The following is a 24854-nucleotide window of genomic DNA, read 5'->3' as shown; positions in this document are numbered from 1 at the left end:
ATGAGCGCAGATCCTTCCCCGAGGCCGGTACCCACGCCGGCTGCCGGCACCGCCCCGCTGCTGCCGCCATTGCTGGGCTTCGGCATCGATGTGCTGATCGCCACCGGCCTGCTGCTGACGCTGAGCGTGGCCGGATTTGCGCTCTGGGGCATGTTCCGCGGGCTCGGTGCCGCGCAGGCCGCCAAAGCGCAGGGCCTGACGCTGTCCTCGAGCGAGATCATGGCCACCATCGGCCAACCCGGCGTGCTGGTGCAATTGCTCACCGCGTTGGTCAGCACGGCTTCGCCGGCGCTGCTGCTGTATTACTGGCGCCGGCGTGCGACTGCAGACGAACACCGGGCCTCGCGCGCCGCTGCAAGGCGTGCCTCCACCTGGGGCTGGACCGCGCTGATCGCGGTTGGCGTGTTCCTGCTCAGCAATCTGGTCAGCGTCGCGGCGTCCGCGCTGGGCATCAAACCGGTGCCGACCAACCTGCCGCTGATGGAAGAAGCCATCAAGCAATGGCCGCTGGCGCTGGTGGTGTTTGCCGTGGCGATCGCCCCGGCGTACGAAGAGTTGCTGTTCCGACGCGTCTTGTTCGGCCGCCTGCTCGCCGCCGGCCGGCCCTGGCTGGGCATTGCGCTAAGCAGTGCGATCTTTGCGCTGGTGCACGAAGTGCCTGGCGTCAGTGGCAACGGCCCGGCTGCCATCGCGCAACTGTGGCTGGTCTACGGCAGCATGGGTGCGGCGTTCGCATGGCTTTACTGGCGCACCGGGACGCTGTGGGCACCGATCGTGGCGCATGGCGTCAACAATGCCACCGCCCTGGCGGCGCTGTACTTTTTTGGCGTCGGCTGAGCGGATTGACGAAAAGTTAAGACGAGCCTGCCAAAATGCCTCCAGGGTTCAAGGGGGATTGGATGAAAGCCAAGCTGTTGATCGTTGTCGCCGTCTTTGCACTGACGGCATGTGCCACCACAACTTCGCCGACCGGCCGCCGACAGGTGGTGGGAGGCGTCACGCAGGACCAGCTCGACAAACTCGGCGCCGAGTCGTTCGCGCAGACCAAGGCCAAGGAAAAAGTCAGCACCGATGGCAAGCAGAGCGCCTACGTGCAGTGCGTGGTCAACGCCTTGGTGGCGCAGCTGCCGCCGCAGTGGCGCGAAACCCGTTGGGAAACCGCGCTGTTTGTCGATGACGAAGCCAACGCCTTTGCCTTGCCCGGTGGCAAGGTCGGCGTGAACACCGGCATCTTCACCGTCGCCAAGACGCAGGATCAGCTGGCCGCCGTGCTCGGGCACGAAATCGGCCATGTGATCTCCCGCCATCACGAAGAGCGCATCACCCGCCAGCTCGGCGCGCAGACCGGCCTGGGCATCATCGGCGCGCTTGCCGGGGCTGCCTATGGCGACGGCGCGGCCAGTGCCGTCAACCAGGTCGGCGGGATGACCGCCCAGACCGTGTTCCTGCTGCCGGGCTCACGCACGCAGGAGAGCGAGGCCGATGTGGTCGGCCAGCGCCTGATGGCCCAGGCCGGTTTCGACCCTGCCCAAGCGGTCACGTTATGGCAGAACATGATGGCGGCCAGCGGCAACCGCCAGCCGCAGTGGCTGTCCACTCACCCCGACCCCGCCAATCGCATCCGCGAACTCCAGGCAGACGTCGATCAACTCCAACCGGTTTTCCGGCAGGCGCGACAGGACGGGCGTGTGCCGCGTTGCGGCTGATATCCGAGCGCGCACGTACCAAATGTCGCAACACAGCATGGAAACCGTTTTCGGGAACTGAGACTTTCTGCTAAGTTTGCCGGCTCAGATTTTTCGTACAGCGTCTATTCCGCTTTTCGTACCGCCCGACGGCGGCTCGTCCGAGGTGAAACATGAAACTGCTCAACCGCAAGCAAGCCCTGTTGTCCCTGTTCATCGCCGCATCGCTGGGCGGGGCTGTTGTCGCCGACGCGGTCGCGCAGTCGGATCGTTCGTCCGAGCGCGCCAGCCGCAAGTCCAAGGGCAACGGCAAGGCCGAAGAGTTGTATCCGCAGTCCACCCGCGCCGCGCCGACGATCAAGCCCTCGTCCAAGCTGGGCAGCAAGCTGCAGAAGCTGATCGAAACCTTCAACAAGGGCGAAGACTTCCCGGCCGTGCGCGCCCAGGCCGACGAGATCCTTGCCAATGGCTCGGCCAATGAAGCCGACAAGGCGCTGGCCTCGCAGCTGGCCGCCCAGGCGGCGTACAACATGGACGACACCGCCGCTGCCAAGAAGTACCTGCAGCAGGCAATCGGCCTCAATGCGCTGGACAACAACGGCCAGTTCCAGTCGATGCTGATGCTGGCCCAGTTGCAGATGCAGGACGACCAACAGGCCGAAGGTCTGGCCACGCTCGACAAGTATCTGGAAGAGAGCAAGTCGCAGCGTCCGGAAGACCTGATCCTCAAGGGTCAGGCGCTGTACCAGGCCGAACGCTACAAGGAAGCCATTCCGGTGCTGAAGCAGGCCATCGCCGCCTCGCCCGAGCCGAAGGACACCTGGAACCAGTTGCTGATGGCGTCCTACGCCGAAGCCGGCCAGACCGGTGAAGCGGTGGCCGCCGCCGAAGCGCTTGCCGCCAAGACGCCCAACGACAAGAAGGCTCAGCTCAACCTGGCCAGCATGTATATGCAAGCCGATCAGATGGACAAGGCCGCCGCAGTGATGGACAAGCTGCGCGCTGCCGGGCAGTTGACCGAAGAAAAGGAGTACAAGCAGTTGTATTCCATCTACGCCAACACCGAGAACAAGGAAAAGGACGTCATCGCGGTCATCAATGAAGGTATGCAAAAAGGCATCCTCAAACCCGATTATCAGACATACCTTGCGCTGGCGCAGTCGTATTACTACAGCGAAGACGTGCCCAAGGCGATCGAGAATTGGCAGAAGGCCGCACCGCTTTCCAAGGACGGTGAGACCTATCTGAATCTGGCCAAGGTGCTGCATTCGGAAGGTCGCATCCCGGAGGCCAAGCAGGCCGCGCAGCAGGCAATCGCCAAGGGTGTCAAAAAACCCGATGACGCCAAGAAGATCATCAATCTGAAGTAAAAAGAAAATAAACCCCCGAAATCCCTGTGTTTTTAGTGGTTACAGGACTCGGGATTGGTATAAGCTTGGGGGTTCCTGCGGTGTCAAAGCCGTCCGAAAACCTGGGGATCATCACCGTGATCCGGGGCCCCCACTGAAAGAGCCATTGGCGCATGACGGAACAACTCGTTATCCACAGGCATGACTATGATGCCGGGAACCAGGGTCTGAGCTGGGCCCGCATTATCGGCATTGCTTTTGTAATTGCCTTGCACCTCACTGCACTGATGATGTTGCTGATCCCTGCAGTGGCGCCGAAGGCTCCGGCTGAGAAGGAGCGCACCACCATGGTCACCTTGGTGGATGCACCGCCGCCTCCCCCGCCGCCGCCGCCGCCGCCGCCGCCGGAAGACAAGCCGCCGCCGCCGGTCAAGAATCTGTCGCCGCCGAAGCCGTCACCGGTTCCGCCGCCGCCGGAAGCCCCGGTCGTCGATGTTCCCGAACCGCGTCCCAGCGATATCGTCACGCCGCCGAGCCCGCCGGCTCCGCCGCAACCGCCGAGTGACATCGGCGCCAGTGTCGATATCTCGTCCAAGAACATGAACCCGCCGAAATACCCGCCGGCTGCATTCCGTGCCGGTGTCCAAGGTGAGGTCATCCTGATCGTGGATGTGGACGCAAGCGGCAACGTGACCAACGTGTCGGTCGAAAAGTCCAGCCGCAACCGCGACCTTGACCGTGCCGCGATGGACGCAGCACGCAAGTGGAAGTTCAACGCCTCCACTGTCAACGGGCAGAAAGCCGCCGGACGTGTTCGCGTCCCGGTCAACTTTGCTCTGAACTGATCCCACGGGCCGGCCACGGTCGGCCCAGGATCCTGTCTTCCTTTCGCTCCACCCTTCATCACCACACACAACAAAGGTAAGCGTCATGCTGCAGGAATTCTTTATCGCCGCCGCTGCAGGGGGCTCCAATCCGTCGGCCGCCCTGTCGCAGATGGGCTTCGAGCACTTGATCACTGAAATGACGTCCAGCCCCGGCGATTTCGCCGTGTCCTGGGTCGTTCTGATCACCCTGATCGCCATGTCCGCTGCCTCTTGGTACTGGACCGTCATCAACATCTTCCGTGCCACCCGCCTGAAGAGCGCGGCTGACCGCGTCACCACCGCGTTCTGGGATGCCCCGAATGCACAGGACGCCATCCGTGCCATGGAAGAGCAGCCGGCTTCCGAGCCGTTCTCCAAGATCGCACTGGACGCAGCGCAGGCTGCTGCTCACCACCAGCGCGCCGAAGGCAGCACCGGTGGCCTGGGCGAGAGCCTGAGCCGCTCGGAATTCGTCGATCGCGCCCTGCGTCAGGCCGTGACCCGCGAAAGCACCAAGCTGCAGTCCGGCATGACCCTGCTGGCCACCGTCGGTGCGACCGCGCCGTTCGTCGGTCTGCTCGGTACCGTGTGGGGCATCTATGGTGCGCTGATCAAGATCGGTGCTACCGGTTCGGCCTCCATCGACGCCGTTGCCGGCCCGGTGGGTGAAGCGCTGATCATGACCGCGATCGGTCTGTTCGTCGCCATCCCGGCCGTGTTCGCGTTCAACTTCTTCTCCAAGGTCAACAGCTCGGTGATCGCCAAGTTCGACACCTTTGCCCACGACCTGCACGACTTCTTCGCCACTGGTTCGCGCGTTCGCTAATCCGTAGTAAAGAACGACTTCGCAACGATTTAGACGGAGCCCGTTATGGCCTTCAGTAGTGGAAACAGCGGTGGCCCGATGGCCGACATCAACGTGACGCCCCTCGTGGACGTGATGTTGGTGCTGCTGATCATCTTCATCATTACGGCACCGCTGATGTCCCATAAGGTCAAGGTGGAGCTGCCAGAGGCCAACCTGATCCAGAAGGAAGATGCGGAGAAACGCGCCGCGCCGATCACCCTGGCCGTCAAGGAAGACGGGTCGCTGTACTGGAACGACGAGCCGATTTCCAAGGAAGCCTTGGAATCGCGCCTGTCCACCGCCGCACAGCAGACACCGCAGCCGCCGCTCAATTTGCGTGGCGACCGCACGACCAAGATGCGTACGATCAACGAGATCACCAAGATCGCGCAGGGTCAGGGCATGTTGGACGTCGGCTTCGTCGCAACCAAAGAGAAGGGGCAGTAAGCCATGGCATTCAGTACCGGTGGAAACCGCGGCCCAATGGCCGACATCAATGTCACGCCCCTGGTGGACGTGATGTTGGTGCTGCTGATCATCTTCATCGTGACCGCGCCGATCATGACCTACCCGATCGCCGTGGATCTGCCGCAGCGGGTGCTCAACCCGCCACCGCAGACGACCGAACCGCCGCCGCCGATCGAGTTGCGGATCGACGCCAGCAACCAGGTGTTCTGGAACAACAGCCCGACCCCGGTCGCGCAGTTGCAGCAGAAGATGGAAGAAGTGGTGCAGGCCGATCCGACCAATCAGCCGGAACTGCGCATCGACGCCAATGAAGATGCGGAGTACGAAGTGATGGCCAAGGTCTTGGCTGCGGCGAAGAACTCGCAGATGAAGAAAATCGGCTTCATGCAGTAAGACATCGCAAGACCGCAACACAACAGTCATGACGCGACTGCAACGCCACCGGAAACGGTGGCGTTTTTTTATGCTCGATCAATCGGTGCTTGCTGCCGCTGTGTTCGACACGCACGGACGGGGGCCGGCTGTTTGCCAGGACGTTAATATCGGTTTCCCGGGCACCGGGCGAGTGATGCATGCAGTGACCCTCAGGTCGTCCGCGCAAGCAAACCGTCGGAGTTGCAGCGGCAAGTCGCAACTGTACGCGTCGGGACTCGGCCCGCCAGATAAGTCTGCTCTGCCTTGCCCTTCCCTCGATGCCGACCAGGTGTATGCTCGAGCGTGCAGCACCCACGCTCATAGCACAGGAGGCAGTCATGGCTTTCAGTACGGCAGGCAATCGTGGACCGCTGGCGGAGATCAATGTCACGCCGCTGGTGGATGTCATGTTGGTGTTGTTGATCATCTTTATCGTCACCGTGTCGATGTTGACGCGACCAAGCACGGTGGATCTGCCGCAGCACAACGACCCACCACAGCGATAGTTGGAGCCGCCTGCACCGATCGCATTGCGTGTGGATACCCGTGGTCAGGTGTTCTGGAATTCCAGCCCGGTGACACTGCAGGAGTTGCAGCTGCGGTTGACCGAACAGATGCGCGAAACATCTGGAAATCAGCCGGAACTGCGGATTGCCGTCAGTGCCGATGCGGAGTACGCGGTGATGGCCAAGGTGTTGGATGCGGCAAAAAATGCGCAGGCTGATCGCATCAGTCTTGTGCAATAACTAATGGAGTTAATAATTCATCCGGGCAGAGAAACTCTGCCTCTATGTAGATAATGATTTTTACAGCGTTCAGTCGCTTTAAAGTAAATAAAAACGTAGCGAGCGGTCGTCAGGCGCGTATAGACGCGGGGCAGGAATGGAGCGCGCGGGAATCCAGAGGTCCATGCGACTTCGAACTCAGACCGCGCCGCAGTATCGCGGTCAGCGCCGTCGTTTTCGATACACGTGCTTATTTGATTGAGTATCTCAAACGTCAACCGATGCGCTGCGCAGTATCGTCAGATACGCACGCACGCTCGCATCCAACCCTTGATACAAAGCCTCGCCAATCAGCGCGTGGCCGATCGACACTTCAAGCACGCCGGGGACAGCGTTGAGAAAGTCGGCAAGGTTGCCTTGCGACAGATCGTGCCCGGCATTAATGCCCAGACCTGCGGCGCTGGCGCGCTGCGCTGCCCCGGCAAACAACGCGAATGCCGCCCCCGGCTGCCCGTTCGAATGCGCTTGCGCATACGGACCAGTGTACAACTCGATACGGTCTGCACCGAGCAGCGCCGCCTGAGCGATATCGGGATTACCGGCATCGACGAACAAACTGACGCGTGCACCCAGCGCCTTGAATGAGGCAATCAACGCCGCGAGTTGCGCGGGGTCCTGGGCAAAATCGAAGCCGTGGTCGGAGGTCAGTTGCCCGTCGCCGTCCGGGACCAATGTGATCTGTTCGGGGCGCGTGGCCCGGCACAACTCCAGCAGCCCCGGGTAGCCGCCGCGCGGTGGCGCGAATGGGTTGCCTTCGATATTGAATTCGACGCCGTGCTCGCGCGTCAACGCGCTCAGCGCGACCACATCGTCGGCACGGATATGCCGCTGGTCCGGACGCGGGTGCACGGTGATGCCGTGCGCACCGGCGCCAATGCAGGTGCGTGCGGCCTGCACCACATCCGGATCGGGGCCGCCGCGCGAATTGCGCAACACCGCGATCTTGTTGACGTTGACGCTGAGCTGGGTGGTCACTGCGTCGGTCTCAGGCCTGCGGCTCGCCATCGCGCGTGGCGTTGAGGGCGGCCGCCTTGCGGGCTTCGGCGATCTCGCGCAGGCGGCGCAGCTCGGCCGGGTCGATCAGGCTGCTGGTGTCGCGCTGGGTATCGCCCATGCGCGAGGCGAACCAGCCGCGCGTCCACAGCAACAGCAGCAGCAGCGCCACCAGTAGCGAGGCCACCAGCAACCACACGTGCGGCGTGCTGAAGGCCAGCACCAGCGCACCCAATGCCATAAGCAGAAACAGCCAGTGCATGACGAGCTCCCCGATCAGTGGCGGCAGTGTAGCGCCGCGCCCCACATGGTTCCACGTGGGCGCGGCGCTGCGGCTCAGAGTAGCGGTGACAGCAGCCGTGCGCAGGCTTCGGGCAGCCGCGAGCGCCACAACGGCCGGTGGCGGGCGAATCGCACTTCCTGCGCCTGCTGCAGATCGGCGTCGATCAAACCGGCCAGTTCGGCAGCCACCGCCTGGTCGCGGAACAGCATCGACAGCTCGAAATTCAGGCGAAAGCTGCGGCTGTCGAAATTGGCGCTGCCGACGATGCAGACCTCATCGTCGGCCAGCAGCGCCTTGGTGTGCAGCATGCGCGGGCCGTATTCGTAGATGCGCACGCCCGCCTCGAGCAACTCGTCGAAATACGAACGTGCCGCGTAGGTGACCAGACGCGAGTCGCTGACGCGCGGCACCAGCAGGCGCACGTCCAGGCCACCCAATGCGGCCGAAGTCAGCGCCATGCGCGCGGCCTCGCCGGGGACGAAGTACGGCGTCACCAACCAGACCCGATGCCGGGCTTCGTGGATCGCAGCGACCATCAGCCGGTGGATGGACTCCCACGACGAATCCGGCCCGGAGATCAGCACCTGCGCATCGACATCGCCTTGCGCGCGGCTCGGCACGTCTTCGGGCCATAGCTGCTGGCCGTGGAAGGCGGCGCGGCCCTGCCCGGTGGCGTACAACCAGTCTTCCAGGAATACCAGCTGCAGGCTGCGCACCACGTGGCCCTGCAGGCGCACATGCAGGTCGCGATAGGCATCGCTGCGGACCTGCTCGTTTTCTTCGTCGGTGACGTTGATGCCACCGGTGAAGCCGATCCTGCCGTCGACCACGACCACCTTGCGGTGGGTACGCAGGTTCAACCACGGCCGCTTGAACGGCTTGAGCAGCTGGGATGGATGGAACCATGCAGTCTCCACCCCGGCCGCGCGCAGCGTCCGCAAGCTGCGCCGGGTCATCGCCGACGAGCCCACCGCATCCATCAGCAGGCGCACCTTGACCCCGGCGCGTGCGCGCTCCATCAGCGCATCGCAGATCGCGGTGCCGCTGTGGTCGGGCTGGAAGATGTAGTACTGCAGATGGATATGGTCGCGTGCACCGCGGATGACCTCGATGATGGCCGCATAGGTGGCCGCGCCATCCACCAGCCAGTGCACCTCGGTGGCGCTGCTGGGAGCCAGCCCGGTGGTGGACTGGGCGATCTTGGCCAGCTCGGTGCAGTCCGCATCCGGCGGGCAGACGCTGCTGTAGCTCTCCATGCCCGAGCGCGAGCGGCCGCGCCGTAGCCGCTGGCGTTTGACCTTCTGCGGGCCGAGCCAGTAATAGATCAGCAGGCCCAGATACGGCAAAGCGGCCAGCGACAATACCCAGCTGAGCGTAGCCACCGGCTCGCGCTTCTGCAGCACGATCCAGCCGGCGATCCATAGCAGGTACAGCACGTAGGCGGCGAGGAGAAGCGCTTCGAGGTGGGGAATGGTGGCCAGCCAGTCCCACGCGCCCTGTACGGATGCGAGCATGCGCGGATTCTACGGGCCGCAGGCACCGCTGCGGTGACCGTGCGGCCAACGCGATCGCCGCGCCGGGTCTGAAAGCTTCATCGTGGCGCGCGCCTGGTCGCATTGCCTGAGACCTGCCGGCCGTACGATGACGCGATGGCAACTGCGATCAAGGGCCGTGGTGCGACCGGCCATCTGCCCGGACGCTTCGAAACCACCACCCAACAACCGGTGGACGATGGCTGGTACGCCGACGACGGCGAGGAGTTCGCCGCGCCGGCGTTGCGTACCCAGGTCACCGAGGAAACCGCGCGCAGCATCATCAGCCGCAATCAATCGCCGGACATCGGCTTTTCGCAATCGGTCAATCCGTATCGCGGGTGCGAGCATGGTTGCAGCTACTGCTTTGCACGGCCCTCGCATGCCTATCTCAATCTGTCGCCCGGGCTGGATTTCGAGACCAAGCTGTTCGCCAAGACCAATGCGCCGGAGCTGCTGCGCCGCGAACTGTCGCGCCCGGGCTATGTGCCCAGCCCGATCGCACTGGGCATCAACACCGATGCCTACCAGCCGATCGAGCGCAAACGCGCACTGACGCGGCGCCTGATCGAAGTGTTGTGGGAGACGCGGCACCCGTTCACGCTGATCACCAAGAATGCGTTGGTGACGCGCGATCTGGACCTGCTTGCACCGCTGGCACGCGAGGGCCTGGTCAACGTGCATTTTTCGGTGACCACGCTGGACCCGCATCTGTCGGCCAGGCTGGAACCCCGCGCGTCCGCACCGCATGCCCGCCTGCGCGCGATGCGGGCGCTGCACGAGGCCGGCGTGCCGGTCGGGGTGATGGCCGCGCCGGTGATCCCGTGGATCAACGACCATGAGCTGGAAGCGATCCTGCAGGCCGCGTCCGCTGCCGGCGCGCACAGTGCCGGCTACGTGTTGCTGCGGCTGCCGCACGAGGTGGCGCCGCTGTTCCGCGACTGGTTGCAGACCCATCACCCGCAACGCGCCGGGCACGTGATGAGCACGATCCAGCAACTGCGCGGCGGCAAGGATTACGACAGCACCTTCGGCACACGCCTGCGCGGCCAGGGCGTCTACGCGGAGTTGCTGGCACGCCGTTTCGCCCTGGCCCACCGCCGCAGCGGTTTCGACGCACGCGACATGCCGGCATTGGACACGACCAAGTTCCGCCGCCCCGCGCCGCCGGCCAAGCCGGTGCCGCAATCGCCGCAAGGCAGTCTGTTCTAGGGGCGGGGAATCGGGATTGGAGAATCGGGAATCGTAACGGCGACAGCAATTCGCAACAGCGTGGCTCTGCTGTTGCGATTCTCCATTCCCGATTCCCTATTCCCCGCCGTACAAGGCACTCGCCGACTGGAACAGGATCCAGCTGGTGGCGATGAACTTGTCGCCGCCGACCGGGCGGTTGCCGCGGTGGGTGTGGGTGAAGGCGGTGGGGGCGATCAGCAGGCTGCCGGTGCGCGGGCGGACCTTGCGTTGCTGAAACAGGAATTCGGTCTCGCCCTGTTCGAACTCGTCGTTGAGGTACAGCGTCCACAGCAGATGCCGGTGCAGCGTGTCGGCGCTGGCATCGCGTGGATACAGCTCGCAATGCCAGTACGGATAGCCGCCCTGGTCGGCGGTGTACCACTGCAGGTTGATCGCGCCCGGGCGCAGGCAGGTGCGGGCCAGATCGCCCAGCGCCTGCTCGCTCATCTGCGCGATGTCCTCGGCCACCAGCCGGTGCGGGCTGCCGTCGGCGGTGGTGACCTGCAGCATCAGCGGCGAGATCAGGGCTTGTGGATAGTGCCGCAGATAGGTCAGCACGCCTTCGAACACGGCTTGCTGCAGGCGGTTTTCCACCGCCGCCCAGTCGGCCACGCCGCTGATGCGCAGGTCGCGGCTGTGTTTGAGTTCGGGAAACACGCCGCCACCGATGCGGCCGGGATGCAGCTGCTGGCTGTCGCGCATGCGTTGCACGATCGCCGCGCAATCCTCGCGCGAGACGGCATTGTCGGTGACCTGGATGAAGTCGGGTTGGCTCATGCGCACGACCATAGCAATCTGCGCTGCCGCCTGCACAGCGCGCCCGGCGGTGTACGCGGCCTCGGTTGGCGCGTTGCCATGAGGCATCGCCGATGCATGCCCCAGCGCTGCGTCGCCCAGAAAAACAGCGCCTCAGCCTGCACCACGCGCGCCACGCCAGCCAGTGCGCCACTGCGATGGTGCTGGGTGAACTTGTACAGTCGCAATCAGCCGCCGGCCTGCGACGCGCGAGGCAGCGCGCGCAATGCAGCAACGCAGCAACGAAAAACCCCGCCGAAGCGGGGTTTTCGTTACACGCTTTGGGCTACGACGATCAGAACTTGTAGTTGACCGAAGCGGCCAGCACGTCGCCCTTCACCTTATAGCTGCCTGCCAAGCGGTCGCCGGTGGCGCTGCGGGTGTCGCTGGTCGGGTCGCTGGTGAACAGGTGGGTGTAACCGAAGTTGTATTCGGCCTGCTGCGACGGACGCCAGCTCAGACCCAGCGAGACCCACTTGCGGCTCGCATCCGGCACGCGCACGTCGCGATGCTCTGCGGTGGTCGGAGTCTGGTCGTACGCCAGGCCGCCACGCAGGGTCAGGCTCTCGCTCATGCGGTAGTCGGCACCGATCGAGGCGAAGGTGGTGTCGCGGTAGGAGAAGTCCAGCACGCTGTCGGGCTGGTTGGAGGCGAAGTCCACGGTCACCTGGTCGAACTTGCTCCAGGCGGTGCGGGTGACGTCGGCCATGATCGACCACTGCTCGTTCACGTTGTGGGTGAAGCTGGCGGTGGCGCTGGCCGGCAGCTTGACGGTGGCGCGACCCTTGGTGTCGACGAAGGTGCCGGGTGCGGCAACGCTCAGGACTGCCGCAGCCGGACCCGGCACGGTGAAGTCGGCATCGCCATCGGTGATCTTGTGCTCCACTTCCGAGCGGTAGCTGAAGCCGATGTGGGTGTTCTCGTCGATGCTGAACAAGCCGCCCAGGGTGAAGCCCACTTCGGTGCTGTCGCCCTTGATGCGCGAGTAGCCATCGGCATTGCCCGGTGCAAAGCCCGGCACGCGGCGCGCGGCCAGCACGCTGCCGAAGTCGACCGCATTGGCCAGGTCGATATCCAGGCGCTCGGCGAACACCGAGGCACCGAAGGACACGTACGGGTTGACGTCGTAGGAGAACGCGACATTGAAGTCGATCGCCTGCAGCTCGGTCTTGGTGCCGTGGTAGCGGCCGACCCAGTTGCGGTCGTATTCGGTCTTGAAGCCGAACGGCACGGTCAGCGAGGTACCCAAGTGCATGTTGTCGTTCTCGCCGAACGGCACATGGAAATACATCGCCGGGACCGGCGCGATCATGCCGGCGTCGCCGCCATTGCCGCCGGAGACCGGGGCGCCGTTGGCGTAGGTGGCGGTGTCGGGCTGGAACTTGGCCGAGAAGCTGATGGCGCTGACGTCGGCCTGGAACAGGCGACCGTCCAGTTGACGCATGCCGGCCGGGTTGTTGGCGATGATCGAGGCGTCGTCCGGGGCGCTGCCCGAACCTGCGAAGGCGCGGCCAAGACCCTTGGCGCTGTTTTCCTTCAGCTGGAAGGCGGCGCCGTGGGCCTGGCCAACGGCCAGTACGCCGGCAATACCGACGGCCAACAGGGTGGCGCGGCTGAGAGTGGAAGCGGTAGACATAAGGTGGTGCTCTCCGGATAAAGACTGCAGTGGTCGGTACAGCGCCCGCGCCCAGCGCCAGGTGGCTGCTGGGGCGCGCCGGAGACCCCCCCCCGACATACGACGCCGTACGCAGTATACCCACCACAATTAACCGAACAATAACGAGGCACGTTTTGATCGGCTAGACAGGTTAGGGATGGGTTCAGGAGCGTGAACCCGCTAAAGTGCCACTTTCATGTTCGTCTCTCTGCCCTCCCGCAAGAAACCCACCCCGCGCTGGGCAGTGCCGTTGCTGTTCGCAACCGTCTGGCTGGCCTATCTGTGGTCGATCAGCCGGCCAGGCGAAGCGCGCAGTACGCTATGGCTGGACTGGGGCGCGCTGTCTAGCGGCGTGTCCAACTTGGGCGACTGGTGGGCGACGCTGCGCGACGGTAGCGTGCTGCGGCTGTTCACCGCGCTGTTCCTGCATGCCGACTGGTCGCACCTGCTCGGCAACCTGGTGTTCCTGCTGATCTTCGGGCTGCCGGCCGAGCGCATTCTCGGGCCGTGGCGCCTGCTGTTGCTGTTCCTGGTCGGCGGCGCGGCCTCCAACCTGGCGGCGATCTTCGCGATTGGCACGCCGGACCGGGTGATCATCGGTGCCTCGGGCGCGGTGTCGGCATTGATCGGCACCTATCTGGCACTGTTTCCCGGCGCCAAGCTGGGCGTGGTGCTGCCGCTGGGGGTGTTTCTGGAATTCATCCGGGTGCCGGCGCCGTTGCTGATCGGTGCCTGGGCGCTGCTGCAGGTGGTGTTCGCCTACATCGGCCCGGCCTTCGGCATGGTGGCGTGGTCGGCGCATATTGCCGGGTTCGTATTCGGCATCGTCTACGGGCTGTACGTGCGCGCGGCGATCGCGCGGCGACTGCGCAAACGCCACGGGTTCTAGCGCGGCGGCAGTCGGGGCAAGGCGCACCGGGCGCTGTGTTGCGCCGGCCGCGCGCTGCGTCGCTGCACGGTGGCGCGCCTATAATCGCCGCATGTCCAAGCCCCTGTACAAAGTCACCTTCCTCAATCACGGCAAGGTGTACGAGCTCTACGCCCGCCAGGTCACCGGCAGCCATCTGTGGGGCTTCAACCAGATCGGCGAGCTGGTGTTCGACGTGCACGACGGGCTGGTGGTCGATCCCACCGAAGAGCGCCTGCGCGAAGAGTTCGGCAACACCAAGACGCTGCACCTGCCGATGCAGAGCATCGTGCGCATCGAGGAAGTCGAGAAGAAAGGCCAGTCGGTGATCCGCGATGCCACTACCGGCGACAAGGTGGTCACGCCGTTCCCGCTGTCGACCAAGCCGCGCTGATGCGTATCCTGGTGCCCGACGATTACCAGGGCGCCGTGCGTCACCTGCCCTGCCTGCAGCGCCTGCACGGCCACGATGTACAGGTGCTGGGCGCGCTGGCCACCGACCCCAACGAATGGGCCGAGCGGCTGGTCGAAGCCGATGCGCTGGTGCTGATCCGCGAACGCACCCGCGTGGACGCCACGCTGCTGCGGCGATTGCCGCGACTCAGGTTGATCAGCCAGACCGGCCGGGTCGGCGCGCATGTGGATGTGGCCGCGTGCACCGAGTTCGGGGTGGCGGTGGCCGAAGGCGTCGGTTCGCCGGTGGCGCCAGCCGAACTGACCTGGGCGCTGATCCTGTCGGCCAGCCGGCGCCTGGGCGAGTACCAGCGCGCGCTGCATCAGGGCCGCTGGCAGGCGCTGGGCGATCCCGGCCTGGGGCGCGCGTTGCACGGGCGCACGCTGGGTATCTGGAGTTATGGGCGGATCGGCCAGCGCGTGGCCGGCTTCGGGCGTGCGTTCGGCATGCAGGTGCTGGTGTGGGGCGGCGAGGCCTCGTGCGCGCAGGCTGCGCGCGATGGCTTCGACGTTGCCGCCAGCCGGCAGGACCTGTTCGAACGCAGCGATGTGCTGTCGCTGCATCGGCGCCTGACCGCGCAGACCCGCCACCAGATCAGCGCGCAGGATCTGGCGTGGATGCGCCCGGATGCGTTGCTGGTCAACACCAGCCGCGCCGAGCTGATCGCGCCCGGCGCATTGCTGGCCGCGCTGGATGCGGGCCGGCCGGCGCAGGCGGCGGTGGATGTATTCGAGCGTGAGCCGGTGCTGGATCCGCGCGACCCGCTGCTGCAGCATCCGCGCGTGCTGGCGACGCCGCATCTGGGCTACGTGGAACGCGACAGCTATGCGCTGTACTTCGAAGCGGCGTTCGACAACGTGCTGGCGTTTGCCGCCGGTACGCCGCGCAACCTGGTCAATCCCGAGGCGTTGGCGATCGCGCGATAGCGCGTGTTTGAAGAAGGGGTGATCGCGCGATTGGGGGGCTTGTCGCGACCGGGGTCGCTCCTACGAACGCCGCATGGGCCAAACCCGCCGGCGCTGTGGTGGCCGGGTGATCCAGGGATGCGTGCAGGTGGCGTGGCAGTGCCGACGCGTCTCGATCGGGCCTGGCGCGCAGCGGGGGATTCACCCGCTGCGCTGTGGCCGGCTTACTTGACCGGTTCGGCCGGCGCAGGCGCGGCCGGTTCCGCCGGCGGCGCAGGCTTGGCCTTCTCAGCCGGTTCGCTCGGCTTGTCGGCAGGCTTGGGCTTGTCGGTCGCTGCCGGGCGCGCGGCCGGCTTCGGCTCGGCTGCGGTCCTGGCGGCCTTGGCCTTCTGCGCTGCCTGCGCCTTGGCCTTGAGCGCGGCTTGCGCCTTGGCCGCCGAGCCAGGCTGCTTGAGCTCGGCCAGCGCGGAGGCGATCGGACCATCGCCCGGCAGGACGTCGCCGGCTGTGTAGCCCTCCTCGCCTTCTGCATCGCCACGCAGATGGCCTGGCAGCGTGGCTTCGCTGAAGTCGGTCAGGCTGGCCGGCACGTCGGCGTCGCCCGGTTGCGGTTCCGGGGTGAGCAGCACTTCCGGCACGATGCCGCTGGCCTGGATCGACTTGCCGCTGGGGGTGTAATAGCGCGCGGTGGTCAGCTTGACCGAGTCGCCGTTGTCCAGCGGCAGCACGGTCTGCACCGAGCCCTTGCCGAAGGTGCGGCTGCCGATGATGCGCGCACGCTGGTTGTCGCGCAGCGCCCCGGCCAGCACTTCCGAGGCGCTGGCCGAGCCGGCGTCCACCAGCACCACCACCGGTGCGCCGCCGAGCAGATCGCCCGGGGTGGCATCGAACTTGGCATCGCTGATGGAGATGCGCCCGCGCGTGCTGACGATGTTGCCCTTGTCGAGCAGGTCGTCGGCCACCTGCACCGCCGAGGTCAGCAGGCCGCCCGGGTTGCTGCGCAGGTCCAGCACCAGCCCGCGCAACTTGCCGCCGGCCTGCAGCTGCTTGAGGTTCTTCTGGAAGTCGGCACCGGTGTCGGCCTGGAAGGTGCTGATGCGGATGTAGCCATAGCCCGGTTCCAGCAGCCTGCTGCGCACGCTGGCCACGCGGATGGTCTCGCGCTGCAGGGTCACATCGAACGGTTTGGGCGCCTTGTCGCGCACGATGGTCAGCACGACCTTGCTGCCGGATTCGCCGCGCAGCGGTTCCATCGCCTTGCTGGCGTCGATCGGCTTGCCGTCGATGGCCACGATGACATCGCCGGCGCGGATGCCGGCGCGCGCGGCCGGGGTGTCGTCGATCGGCGCGATCACCTTGAGCGTGTTGTCCTGCTGCTGCAGCAATTCCACGCCAATGCCGTCGTAGGCGCCGGTTGCCTGCTCGTCGAAGGCTTCGGCATCTTCCTTGTCGAAGTAAGTGCTGTGCGGGTCCAGATCCGAGAGCAGGCCGCGCACCGCGGCGTGCATCAGCTTCTTGTCTTCGACCGGATCGACGTAGGCCTGCTTGACCGCGTTGTACACCGCCACGAAACGGCGGATCTCATCCAGCGGTACCTTGGAGACGGCGGCTTCGTTGGCTTCCGGGTCGTCCGCAGTGGTCTGGGCGGCGGCGGGACTGGCTTTCTGCGCCCAACCGGGTGAGGCGAACAACGCCAGCGACAGGGCAACGGACAGGACGGCTACGCGCATGAAGCACTCCGACAAAGAGATGAGACGCCCCGCAACGGAGCGATTTGGATTATGCGCGAAGCCGCGGTAAATCCGCGTTGACTTGGCAAGGCAAGGGATGGAGCCGGTCATGCACCGGCACGCACGCGGCGTGCGCCGCACTCAGCGCCGCTGCAACCAGCTCGACGGATCCACCGGCTGCCCGTTGCGGCGCAGTTCGAAGTACAGCGCCGGCACACCCTGCCCGCCCGAGCTGCCGACCTTGGCCACCGCTTCGCCGCGCTTGATCGACGCGCCGGCATCGCGCAACAGCGTGTCGTTGTGCGCGTACAGGCTCATGTAGCCGTTGCCGTGGTCCACGATCAGGATCATGCCGTAGCCGGTCATCCAGTCGGAGAACACCACCGTGCCGTCGGCCACTGCGGTGACGGTGCTGCCCTTGGGCGCGCCGATCAGCACGCCCTTGCTGGTGTGGCCGTCCGGCAAGGTGGCGTTGAAGCGCGCTAGCAGGTTGCCCGACACCGGCCAGCTCAGGCCGCCGACCTTGGGTGCCGGCGCGCTGGCGATGACCTTGGGCGGGGTCTTGCCGGGACGCTCTAGGCGCTCGGTCTTGCCGCGTTTTGCCTGCGCGGCGGCTTCGGCGGCGGCGCGTTTGGCGGCCGCGCGGCGTTCGGCCTCGGCCTTGGCGGCGGCCGCACGCAGATTGGCGAGCAGCTGCTCCAGCGACCTGGCGTCCTGGCCCAGGGCTTTCTCGCGCTCGGCGCGCTGTTTGTAGCGGTCGTCCAGCTGCGCAACGGTCGCCGCCTGCTGCGAGCGATCCTTCTGCAGCAACGCGGCCTGCGCCTTCTGCTGCGCACGTGCCGCATCCAGTATCTGGCGACGGTTGGCGATGTCCTGCTCCACCTTCGCCAGCGCATCCAGCTGCGTGGCCAGCGCCTGGATGCGTTGCGCGCGCGTGTTCTGCACGTAGCGATGATCGGCCAGCATGCGCGTGGCATTGCCCACGGTGTCCTGCGACAACAGCACCTTCAACGGCGCGTTGCGGCCGACCTGATCGGCCGCCCGCAACAAGGCGGCCAGCTGCACGCGCTGGTTCTGCAGGCCGCGCTGTAGCTGCGCACGGTCCTGCTGCAGCGTGCCCAGATGTTGTTCCTGCTCGCGCATCGCCGATTCGGTCTCGCTCAACGCACGCGAGGTCTTGGCCACCTTCTCATCGGCCTGGCGCAGCTGCTGGGCGGCATTGCCGCGCTTGCCTTCCAGTGCGCGGCGGTCGGCGCTGATGGTCTTGAGTTCGTCGCGCAGCTGCTGCAGTTTGCGCTCGGTCTCGCGCTGGCTTTGCGCACCGGCACCGGCGCTGCCCAGCAGCGCGCAGGCCAGCACGGTCGCCGCCAGCCACGCGCGGGAGCGGCCGGTGGCGGGGGCAGAGGGCAGGCGCGATCGCGGGGCGGGCGACAGGGGCAACGAAAGGTCCAGTGACTTCAGGCAGGTGCGCGATTGTAGCCAAGCATGGTGTGATCGCCGCCACGCCCAAGACAGCCGCCGCCGCGCAAGGTTCAGCATGAAGCCCCAGCATCTTCTTCTGGCACTCTCCCTGGTCTGCGCAAGCGCCTGGGCCGACGAGGACATCAGCAAGGTCAACGGCCGCATCAGCGCCGAGGCCGGCAAGGTCTATGGCGGGCTGGACACCGTCAACGGCTCCATCGAGGTCGGCGCCGGCGCGCAGACCCGGAAGGTGGAAACGGTCAACGGCAGCATCCAGATCGGCGACAACGCCCGCACCGGCGATGTCTCCACGGTCAATGGCGCGATCACGCTGGGCCAGAAGGTGGTGGTGTCCGGCGGGCTGGAGACGGTCAACGGCAGCGTGCTGGTGGAACGCGGCAGCCGCATCAGCGGCGGCGTGGAAACCGTCAATGGCAGTATCGGCCTGGTGGAAACCGAGCTCGGTAAGGGCATCGAGACCGTCAACGGCGACATTACCGTCGGGGTGCGCTCGCATGTGCATGGCGGGATCGAGGTCACCAAGCCGAACTTCAGCTTCTCGTTCAAGCCTGCGCGCAAGCCGCGTGTGGTGATCGGCCCGGATGCGGTGGTCGAAGGGCCGCTGGAGTTCGAGCGCGAGGTCAGCCTGTACGTGCATCGCACTGCGAAGATCGGTGCCGTCACCGGCGCCACCGCGCGCAGCTTCGACAGCGACGTGGCGCCCAAGGACTGACGCGCTCACCACGGGGCCAGCGCCTAGAATCGGGGGACCTTCGCCGCACGAGGAGTCCCGATGCCCCGCAAGATCCTGTTGTGCCTGGCCGCCACGCTGGCCCTGGCCGGCTGCAAGCGTGAACCCGCCGATGCGCCGAGCGTGCCCGCCGCGCAGGCGCCGGCCGACAGTGCGCCGAGCGCGCCGGTCAGTCGCCACGCCTTCTCGCCGGAGCTGACCGGCGGCGACTTCGCCGAGCTGGTCAGGACGCTGGCCTCGGACGAATTCGAAGGACGCGGCCCTGGCACGCCGGGCGAAGAGAAGACCGTCACCTATATCCGCGATCAGATGCAGCGCATCGGCCTGCAGCCGGGCAACGGCGACAGCTGGTTCCAGGACGTGCCGATGGTGGAAACCACCGCCGATGCGGCCACCGCGCCGACCCTGCGCAGCGGCGAACAGACCCGCACCCTGGCCTTCGGCACCGACATCGTGGTCGGCACCCGCACCGGCCAGGCCGAGGTCAAGCTGGACAACAGCGAGCTGGTGTTCGTCGGCTACGGCGTGGATGCGCCCGAACAACAGTGGAACGATTACGCCGGCCAGGACTGGAAGGGCAAGACGGTGGTGATGTTCGTCAACGACCCGGGCTTCCACACCGGCGATGCCAAGCTGTTCGACGGCAAGCGCATGACCTACTACGGGCGCTGGACCTACAAGTTCGAGGAAGCCGCCCGCAAGGGCGCGGCCGCTGCGCTGATCGTGCACGACACCCCGGGCGCCAGCTACGGCTGGGACGTGGTGAAGAACTCCTGGGCCGGCCCGCAATACGACCTGCCGGCCAAGGACGATCCCGATCCGCGCCTGCCGGTGCAGGGCTGGATCAGCGCCGAGACCGCCAAGCAGCTGTTCGCCAATGCCGGGCTGGACCTGGCGCAGGCCTACAAGGACGCCAGCAAGCGTGGCTTCAAGCCGGTGCCGTTGAAGGCCAGCTGGTCGGTGGACCTGAAGAGCAGCATCGCCGAAAAGACTTCGCGCAACGTGGTCGGCGTGTTGCCGGGCACCAGCCACGCCGACGAGGCGGTGCTGTACATGGCGCACTGGGACCACCTGGGCAAGCATCCGGGCGAAAGTGGCGACAACATCTACAACGGCGCGGTGGACAACGCCACCGGCGTGGCCGGCATTCTCGAAATTGCCGACGCGTTCGCGCATCAGGATCCCAAGCCGGCGCGCTCGGTGGTGTTCGTGGCGGTGACGCTGGAGGAATCGGGCCTGCTCGGTTCCAAGTACTACGTGGCCAACCCGAGCTTTCCACTGGACAAGATCGCGGCGGTGATCAACCTGGATGCGATGTCGGTGGCCGGGCGCGCACGCGATGTCACCGTGGTGGGCATGGGCAGTTCGGAGCTGGAAGACATCCTCAAGCCGATTGCCGCGATGCAGGGCCGCACCCTGCATGCCGAGGCCACGCCGCAAAGCGGCTCGTATTTCCGCTCGGATCACTTCAACTTCGCCAAGGCCGGCGTGCCGGCGCTGTATGCCGATGGCGGCGAAGACCTGCGCGAGGGCGGCACCGCGGCCGGCCGTGCGGCCGCCGAGGACTACGGGCGCAATCGCTATCACGCCCCTGGCGACGAATACGATGCGGCCACCTGGAAGCTCGATGGCACCATCGAAGACCTGCAGGCGGTGTATGGCGTGGGCAAGGAGGTGGCCGCCGGGCAGCGCTGGCCCAATTGGTATGCCGGCAACCCGTTCAAGGCGGCGCGCGATCGCATGATGGCCGGCAAGCCCGCTACGGGCGCCGCGGCAGCGGCGCCTGAGGCCGGGAAAGACGCCGCTGCCGCGGACAAAAAGGCGGCACCGGTGCGTTGACCGGGCTCGGAACCGTCTGCGATGTCATACAGTTGATACATGACATCGTGGCGCGGTCTGCAGGATGCGCTGCAGCGGCAAGCCCGCACAGTGCAATCAACGCAAAGGGCCTCCTGTTGGAGGCCCTTTGCGTCAACGCGTCCTGGCCGTGTCAGTTGCGCACGAGCTCATGATTGGTGTCGATATACAGCGTCGATGCGCTGCGCAATGCTTTCAAGCGTGCTGCCGACAATGCGTTGCCGGCAACGTAGCGGCACTGGCGGGACGCCATCGACTCCGAGGCGCGTTGATCAATCGTTATCCACGCTGACCACGTGTCCGTCTTCCGGATCGACATGCAGATCCACCTTCTGCCCGCCACGTTGCTCGGCATCGGCTTTCCACAAGCCGTCTTCGAACTTGAGGTCGTGCACATTGGAGTAGCCGCCGGTCGACAACGCGGCGCGGATATCGGCCTCACTCAGTTTGGAGGTGGTCTGGTCGCCATAGACGCGGCCGGTCACCGGATCGATACGCACATCCACGTCCTTGCCGTCGCCGCTGCGTGCGTCGGCGGTCCACACGCCATGTTCGAACTTGACGTCGTGCACCTTGGTATAGCCCTTGCCGGTCAGCATGCTGGTGACCTCGCGGGAGGTCAGCGCTTTGGCCGGCTTGTCGGCGGCGGCCTGCGCAAATGCGCCCTGCGCTGCCAATGCAAGTGCGCCGATCAGCGCGGTCTTCATCAGTCGATGTGCCATGTGATGCTCCTGCAGTGAAGTGCGCTCATGCTGGACGCGGCTTTATCGCTGCTAGGTGAACAACCGTTAGAAGCCGCGGCAAAAGTTCAGTGAGCTCAAGCTTTGGTGATGATGCGCTTGGGGTGCGTCTGATGGCGTACGTACGTTCATCAACGGGTTGCGCGCTGCATCGCGGTGCAAGGGACGCTCAGCGTGCTTTGGAGCGACGTAAACGTTGTCACATCGAGACTGTGTTGTTCGGCCTGTCATCCAACTGATAGCCAGTACGGAAGACGCAAAAAAAGCGAGCTGCCTTGCGGCGGCTCGCTTGACTCAATCCATCTGCCTCACATTACGGAATGGCGCGTGTGGCGCGCACGGCCTGCGGCGAGAGGATGGACATCTGCGGCTTGTCGGTGCCGTCCTTGTAGGGATGCACGCTGTACTGATAACTGACGTTCCACCACGAACCGGCAGCCCACCACGTCCAGCCTGCCCAGACATCCGCATTGGCATCGATGTAGCGGAGCATGCCGCGCAGCGCTTCATTGCAGACGGGGTTGTTGGCGGTGCCGAATTCGCCCAGAAACCCGCGTCTATGGTTGATGCGCAACCACTCGGTGAAACTGCGCAGACGCTCGACACCAATGGTGGTACTGACGCAGACATTGGTGGTGCCGCTGGAATCGGCATCCAGGTATTGATGCACTTCGAACGCGTAGCGATTGAGCGGATCGTAGATCGAAACCAATGCGGTTGCGTTGGAATAGCCATCGTTGGTGGGCGAATACCAGCTGTGCGCACCGGTCCACAATGCGCCGGGCACCAGAATCAGATTGTTCGCACCGGTGGCACGGATCGCATTGATGCCTGCCTGTGCAGTTGCAGCCCAAGCACTGGCCGAGACGCCATTGGGCTCATTCATCAACCCGAAGATCACGGCATTGTCGCTGGGAAACGCCAGCGCAAGGCGGCGCCACAAATCGGCGAACGTGGCGATCGGCACTTCGTCGCCACCGACCTTGTAACCGTAGTATTTGCCGTAGTTGTGGATGTCCAGCACCAGATACATGCCCGATGCCTTGGCGCGTGCCACGGCTTGCTGCACCAGGGCCAACTGGGCCGGATCCAGTTCGCCGCGCGCACTTGGTTGCAGGCGTTCCCACAACACCGGCAAGCGGATCGTGTTCATGCCGACGCCGGCGAAATAGGTGTAATCGCTGGCCGAGGCATACATATAGTCCTTATTGAGGACGCCGGGTTTTTTGGACGATGCGAATTCGGCCCCGGATAAATTGACGCCGGCATATGTCAGTACGCGCGTTTGCGCATAGATGGGTGCGATTGTGGCGAACAGGATGCAGAGCAGGATGCAGTGGAAAACGGTGCGCAGCGTTTGAGAGACAGCAGACATAAACAGCTCCTTCGACGACGGGGATGGTGTGTCGCAGCGGTTTGCGTGCAATCCGCGCGAGGTGCGCCACACCTGTCGTCATCAATGCATCTGTCGTGCCTAAACACCCAGCACATCGGATGTGAACTAAATGTGTAGGTTGGGTCGCAGTCACTTTTCACAGCGATCACGTTCTGGAACAGCACGCTATGACGCACCGCGGTTGCGCACGCTTATCGACCCGCCATCGCACGCATGGGGCTGTCGAGAAGTCGGCGAATGGATGCGCTCGCCGTCAAGGGTGCGACGTCGGATCACTGACGCTGCACGCTGTTGCGCGCGCTGCGTGCTGGCGTTCTTACTGGTGAGGACTGTGCTCATCGCGGGCGGACACGGCCGCCGCCTCGCATGGGTGCGGACTGCGTGGACATGCCAACCGGGTGTTTGCGCCAGCAGCGTCCGACGGTTGCCAGTCGCGCGCTGCTGGCCCCGTTTAGTGGGTGATGCGCTTTGCGCGCGCACTCAAGATCGACATCTGCGGCTTGTCGCGGCCCTGCGCATCGGGCTGCACGTTGAAGGGGTAGGCCCGGTTCCACCACGCGCCGGCGGCCCACCAGGTCCAGCCCGCCCAGACGTCGCGGTTGGTCTCCAGATACCCCAGCATGCCGTTGAGTGCGCTGTTGCAGGTGGCGTTGTTGCCGGTGCCGAACTCGCCAAGAAAGCCCTGCTTGTGATTGATGCGCAGCCACTGGGTGAAACTGCGCAGGCGGTCGGCACCGGCGGTGCTGCTGGCACACCCGGCGCTGGTGCCGCTGGAGTCCGTATCCAGGTACTGATGCACTTCGATGGCGTAGCGATTGAGCGGATCGCGAATGGAGGCCAGCGCCACTGCGTTGGATTGTCCGGCAACGGTGGAATACCAGCTGTGCGCGCCGCTCCATAGCGCGCCCGGCACCAGGATCAGATTGTTGGCGCCGGTTTTGCGGATGGTGTCGATCGATGCCTGCGCCGCGTTGGCCCAGGATTGCGGATTGATGTCGTAAGGCTCGTTCATCAGCCCGAAGATCACGCTGTTGTCGTTCTTGAAGGCGATCGCCAGGCGTCGCCACAGATCGTTGAAGGTGCTGATCGGCACGCGTGCGCTGCCGATCTTGTTGCCGTAATACCTGGCATAGTTATGGATATCCAGGATCAGGTAGACCTTGGCGGCCTTGGCGTTGAGCACGGCCTGGCGGATCAGCGCCAGCTGCGCTGCATCCAGCTCGCCACCTGCCTTGGGCTGCAGGCGTTCCCACAGGATGGGCAGCCGAACGATGTTCATGTGTTTGCCGGCAAAGTAGCGGTAATCGCTGGCGGCCGGATATAGGTAGTCGACGTTGACCACCCCGGGCTTTTGCGAGGATTTGATTTCGGCACCGGAAAGATTGACCCCTGCATACTTCAGGCGGTTCTGTGCATGTGCGAACGGCACGCCTGCAAGCAGCACTATGACAAGCAGCAGCAATGACAACGCACGGCTGGACAGCCGGCGCGCCGGAGTGGGGGAGGGCATCATTGGGTGACTCCTGAAGCAGTCGCGGGGGAGATGCATTGCCCTGGCGTGGACATGCCACGTGCATGACGACACTGCATTGCGTTCACCCTAATCGCATCTGAACATTCAAACTACGAATGCGAGATATCACTTAATCCGAGCTGTGAACGACTTCGCAGTTATTGCCGAACATGCGCAGGCATGGTTGTGGTGAAGCAACACCGTGCGGTCACTCGCGTTGCGTGTCGGCCGTC

Annotated in this window: 23 protein-coding genes and 1 pseudogene; 14 read left to right on the top strand and 10 right to left on the bottom strand. The window is 65.0% G+C overall.

From position 1 onward, the window contains the following. From FHT08_RS13680 to FHT08_RS13645, 8 genes and pseudogenes are all read left to right on the top strand, one after another. Complete coding sequence (locus tag FHT08_RS13680; RefSeq protein ID WP_166775371.1) at nucleotides 1-837, top strand: CPBP family intramembrane glutamic endopeptidase; 837 nt, start codon at nucleotides 1-3, stop codon at nucleotides 835-837. 62 nt (nucleotides 838-899) lie between these two features. Then, the gene (locus tag FHT08_RS13675) at nucleotides 900-1706 is read left to right on the top strand and encodes a M48 family metallopeptidase (protein ID WP_166775370.1); all 807 of its coding nucleotides are present in this window, start codon (nucleotides 900-902) and stop codon (nucleotides 1704-1706) included. A gap of 152 nt (nucleotides 1707-1858) precedes the next feature. Then, a complete protein-coding gene (locus FHT08_RS13670) occupies nucleotides 1859-3055 on the top strand; it encodes a tetratricopeptide repeat protein (protein ID WP_166775369.1) in 1197 nt (398 codons plus the stop codon). Between the two features lie 266 nt (nucleotides 3056-3321). Next, entirely contained in the window at nucleotides 3322-3879 is a 558-nt protein-coding gene (locus tag FHT08_RS13665) for an energy transducer TonB (protein ID WP_016901836.1), read from the top strand. 85 nt (nucleotides 3880-3964) lie between these two features. Beyond that, nucleotides 3965-4726, top strand: a complete 762-nt coding sequence (exbB, locus tag FHT08_RS13660) for a TonB-system energizer ExbB (protein WP_005912445.1) — start codon at nucleotides 3965-3967, stop codon at nucleotides 4724-4726. 45 nt (nucleotides 4727-4771) lie between these two features. Continuing rightward, on the top strand, nucleotides 4772-5194 hold the full coding sequence (locus FHT08_RS13655) for a biopolymer transporter ExbD (protein WP_011035268.1): 423 nt from the start codon (nucleotides 4772-4774) through the stop codon (nucleotides 5192-5194). A 3-nt stretch (nucleotides 5195-5197) separates the two neighbouring features. Continuing rightward, nucleotides 5198-5608: a biopolymer transporter ExbD gene (locus tag FHT08_RS13650; protein WP_011035269.1), complete on the top strand. Its 411-nt coding sequence runs from the start codon at nucleotides 5198-5200 to the stop codon at nucleotides 5606-5608. Between the two features lie 359 nt (nucleotides 5609-5967). Then, a pseudogene (locus FHT08_RS13645) lies at nucleotides 5968-6375 on the top strand (biopolymer transporter ExbD). A 246-nt stretch (nucleotides 6376-6621) separates the two neighbouring features. On the opposite strand, the gene FHT08_RS13640 reads toward FHT08_RS13645, so the two are convergent. The 3 genes from FHT08_RS13640 to cls form a co-directional block, all read right to left on the bottom strand. Then, nucleotides 6622-7389 (bottom strand): pyridoxine 5'-phosphate synthase, encoded by a 768-nt coding sequence (locus FHT08_RS13640; protein ID WP_104536771.1) that lies wholly within the window; start codon nucleotides 7387-7389, stop codon nucleotides 6622-6624. A 10-nt stretch (nucleotides 7390-7399) separates the two neighbouring features. After that, nucleotides 7400-7669 carry a hypothetical protein gene (locus FHT08_RS13635; RefSeq protein WP_024939143.1) on the bottom strand — a complete coding sequence of 90 codons (270 nt, stop codon included), beginning with the start codon at nucleotides 7667-7669 and terminating at the stop codon, nucleotides 7400-7402. A 74-nt stretch (nucleotides 7670-7743) separates the two neighbouring features. Further along, a complete protein-coding gene (gene cls / locus FHT08_RS13630) occupies nucleotides 7744-9204 on the bottom strand; it encodes a cardiolipin synthase (protein WP_166775368.1) in 1461 nt (486 codons plus the stop codon). A 135-nt stretch (nucleotides 9205-9339) separates the two neighbouring features. Between cls and FHT08_RS13625 the strand changes: the two genes are divergently transcribed. Beyond that, a complete protein-coding gene (locus tag FHT08_RS13625; RefSeq protein ID WP_054592623.1) occupies nucleotides 9340-10434 on the top strand; it encodes a PA0069 family radical SAM protein in 1095 nt (364 codons plus the stop codon). A gap of 96 nt (nucleotides 10435-10530) precedes the next feature. Here FHT08_RS13625 and FHT08_RS13620 read toward each other — a convergent pair whose 3' ends face one another. Both FHT08_RS13620 and FHT08_RS13615 read right to left on the bottom strand, forming a co-directional pair. Then, entirely contained in the window at nucleotides 10531-11232 is a 702-nt protein-coding gene (locus tag FHT08_RS13620) for a 2OG-Fe(II) oxygenase (protein WP_166775367.1), read from the bottom strand. A 313-nt stretch (nucleotides 11233-11545) separates the two neighbouring features. Then, nucleotides 11546-12886 (bottom strand): outer membrane protein transport protein, encoded by a 1341-nt coding sequence (locus FHT08_RS13615; RefSeq protein WP_104606184.1) that lies wholly within the window; start codon nucleotides 12884-12886, stop codon nucleotides 11546-11548. A gap of 217 nt (nucleotides 12887-13103) precedes the next feature. Here FHT08_RS13615 and FHT08_RS13610 point away from each other — a divergent pair, with 217 nt between their 5' ends. The 3 genes from FHT08_RS13610 to FHT08_RS13600 all read left to right on the top strand — a co-directional run bounded on the left by FHT08_RS13610 (nucleotide 13104) and on the right by FHT08_RS13600 (nucleotide 15194). Next, a complete protein-coding gene (locus tag FHT08_RS13610; protein ID WP_104536607.1) occupies nucleotides 13104-13796 on the top strand; it encodes a rhomboid family intramembrane serine protease in 693 nt (230 codons plus the stop codon). Nucleotides 13797-13887: 91 nt separating this feature from the next. Next, the gene (locus FHT08_RS13605; RefSeq protein ID WP_166775366.1) at nucleotides 13888-14208 is read left to right on the top strand and encodes a DUF1820 family protein; all 321 of its coding nucleotides are present in this window, start codon (nucleotides 13888-13890) and stop codon (nucleotides 14206-14208) included. Next, nucleotides 14208-15194 (top strand): D-2-hydroxyacid dehydrogenase family protein, encoded by a 987-nt coding sequence (locus FHT08_RS13600; protein ID WP_104536608.1) that lies wholly within the window; start codon nucleotides 14208-14210, stop codon nucleotides 15192-15194. The genes FHT08_RS13605 and FHT08_RS13600 overlap by 1 nt, the downstream gene beginning before the upstream one ends. A gap of 203 nt (nucleotides 15195-15397) precedes the next feature. Here the strand turns inward: FHT08_RS13600 and FHT08_RS13595 are convergent, their stop codons facing one another. Together FHT08_RS13595 and FHT08_RS13590 are read right to left on the bottom strand one after the other, a co-directional pair. Further along, nucleotides 15398-16903 (bottom strand): S41 family peptidase, encoded by a 1506-nt coding sequence (locus tag FHT08_RS13595; RefSeq protein WP_104536609.1) that lies wholly within the window; start codon nucleotides 16901-16903, stop codon nucleotides 15398-15400. 141 nt (nucleotides 16904-17044) lie between these two features. After that, nucleotides 17045-18343, bottom strand: a complete 1299-nt coding sequence (locus FHT08_RS13590; RefSeq protein ID WP_208408985.1) for a peptidoglycan DD-metalloendopeptidase family protein — start codon at nucleotides 18341-18343, stop codon at nucleotides 17045-17047. A gap of 97 nt (nucleotides 18344-18440) precedes the next feature. Here FHT08_RS13590 and FHT08_RS13585 point away from each other — a divergent pair, with 97 nt between their 5' ends. Together FHT08_RS13585 and FHT08_RS13580 are read left to right on the top strand one after the other, a co-directional pair. Beyond that, nucleotides 18441-19097: a hypothetical protein gene (locus tag FHT08_RS13585; RefSeq protein ID WP_104536610.1), complete on the top strand. Its 657-nt coding sequence runs from the start codon at nucleotides 18441-18443 to the stop codon at nucleotides 19095-19097. A 60-nt stretch (nucleotides 19098-19157) separates the two neighbouring features. Beyond that, complete coding sequence (locus tag FHT08_RS13580; RefSeq protein ID WP_166775365.1) at nucleotides 19158-20954, top strand: M28 family metallopeptidase; 1797 nt, start codon at nucleotides 19158-19160, stop codon at nucleotides 20952-20954. A 290-nt stretch (nucleotides 20955-21244) separates the two neighbouring features. On the opposite strand, the gene FHT08_RS13575 is transcribed toward FHT08_RS13580, so the two are convergent. The 3 genes from FHT08_RS13575 to FHT08_RS13565 form a co-directional block, all read right to left on the bottom strand. After that, entirely contained in the window at nucleotides 21245-21694 is a 450-nt protein-coding gene (locus FHT08_RS13575) for a PepSY domain-containing protein (protein ID WP_166775364.1), read from the bottom strand. Between the two features lie 331 nt (nucleotides 21695-22025). Next, the gene (locus tag FHT08_RS13570) at nucleotides 22026-23087 is read right to left on the bottom strand and encodes a glycoside hydrolase family 5 protein (RefSeq protein ID WP_166775363.1); all 1062 of its coding nucleotides are present in this window, start codon (nucleotides 23085-23087) and stop codon (nucleotides 22026-22028) included. Nucleotides 23088-23559: 472 nt separating this feature from the next. Further along, on the bottom strand, nucleotides 23560-24621 hold the full coding sequence (locus tag FHT08_RS13565) for a glycoside hydrolase family 5 protein (protein ID WP_166775362.1): 1062 nt from the start codon (nucleotides 24619-24621) through the stop codon (nucleotides 23560-23562). Between the last annotated feature and the right edge of the window lie 233 nt (nucleotides 24622-24854).

Origin of the sequence: Xanthomonas sp. CFBP 8151 (assembly GCF_011761885.1) — a bacterium.
GTDB classification, from domain to species: Bacteria; Pseudomonadota; Gammaproteobacteria; order Xanthomonadales; family Xanthomonadaceae; genus Xanthomonas; species Xanthomonas arboricola_B.
Note: the sequence above shows the minus strand (reverse complement) of the source record. Positions and strands in the feature narration are given on the sequence as shown.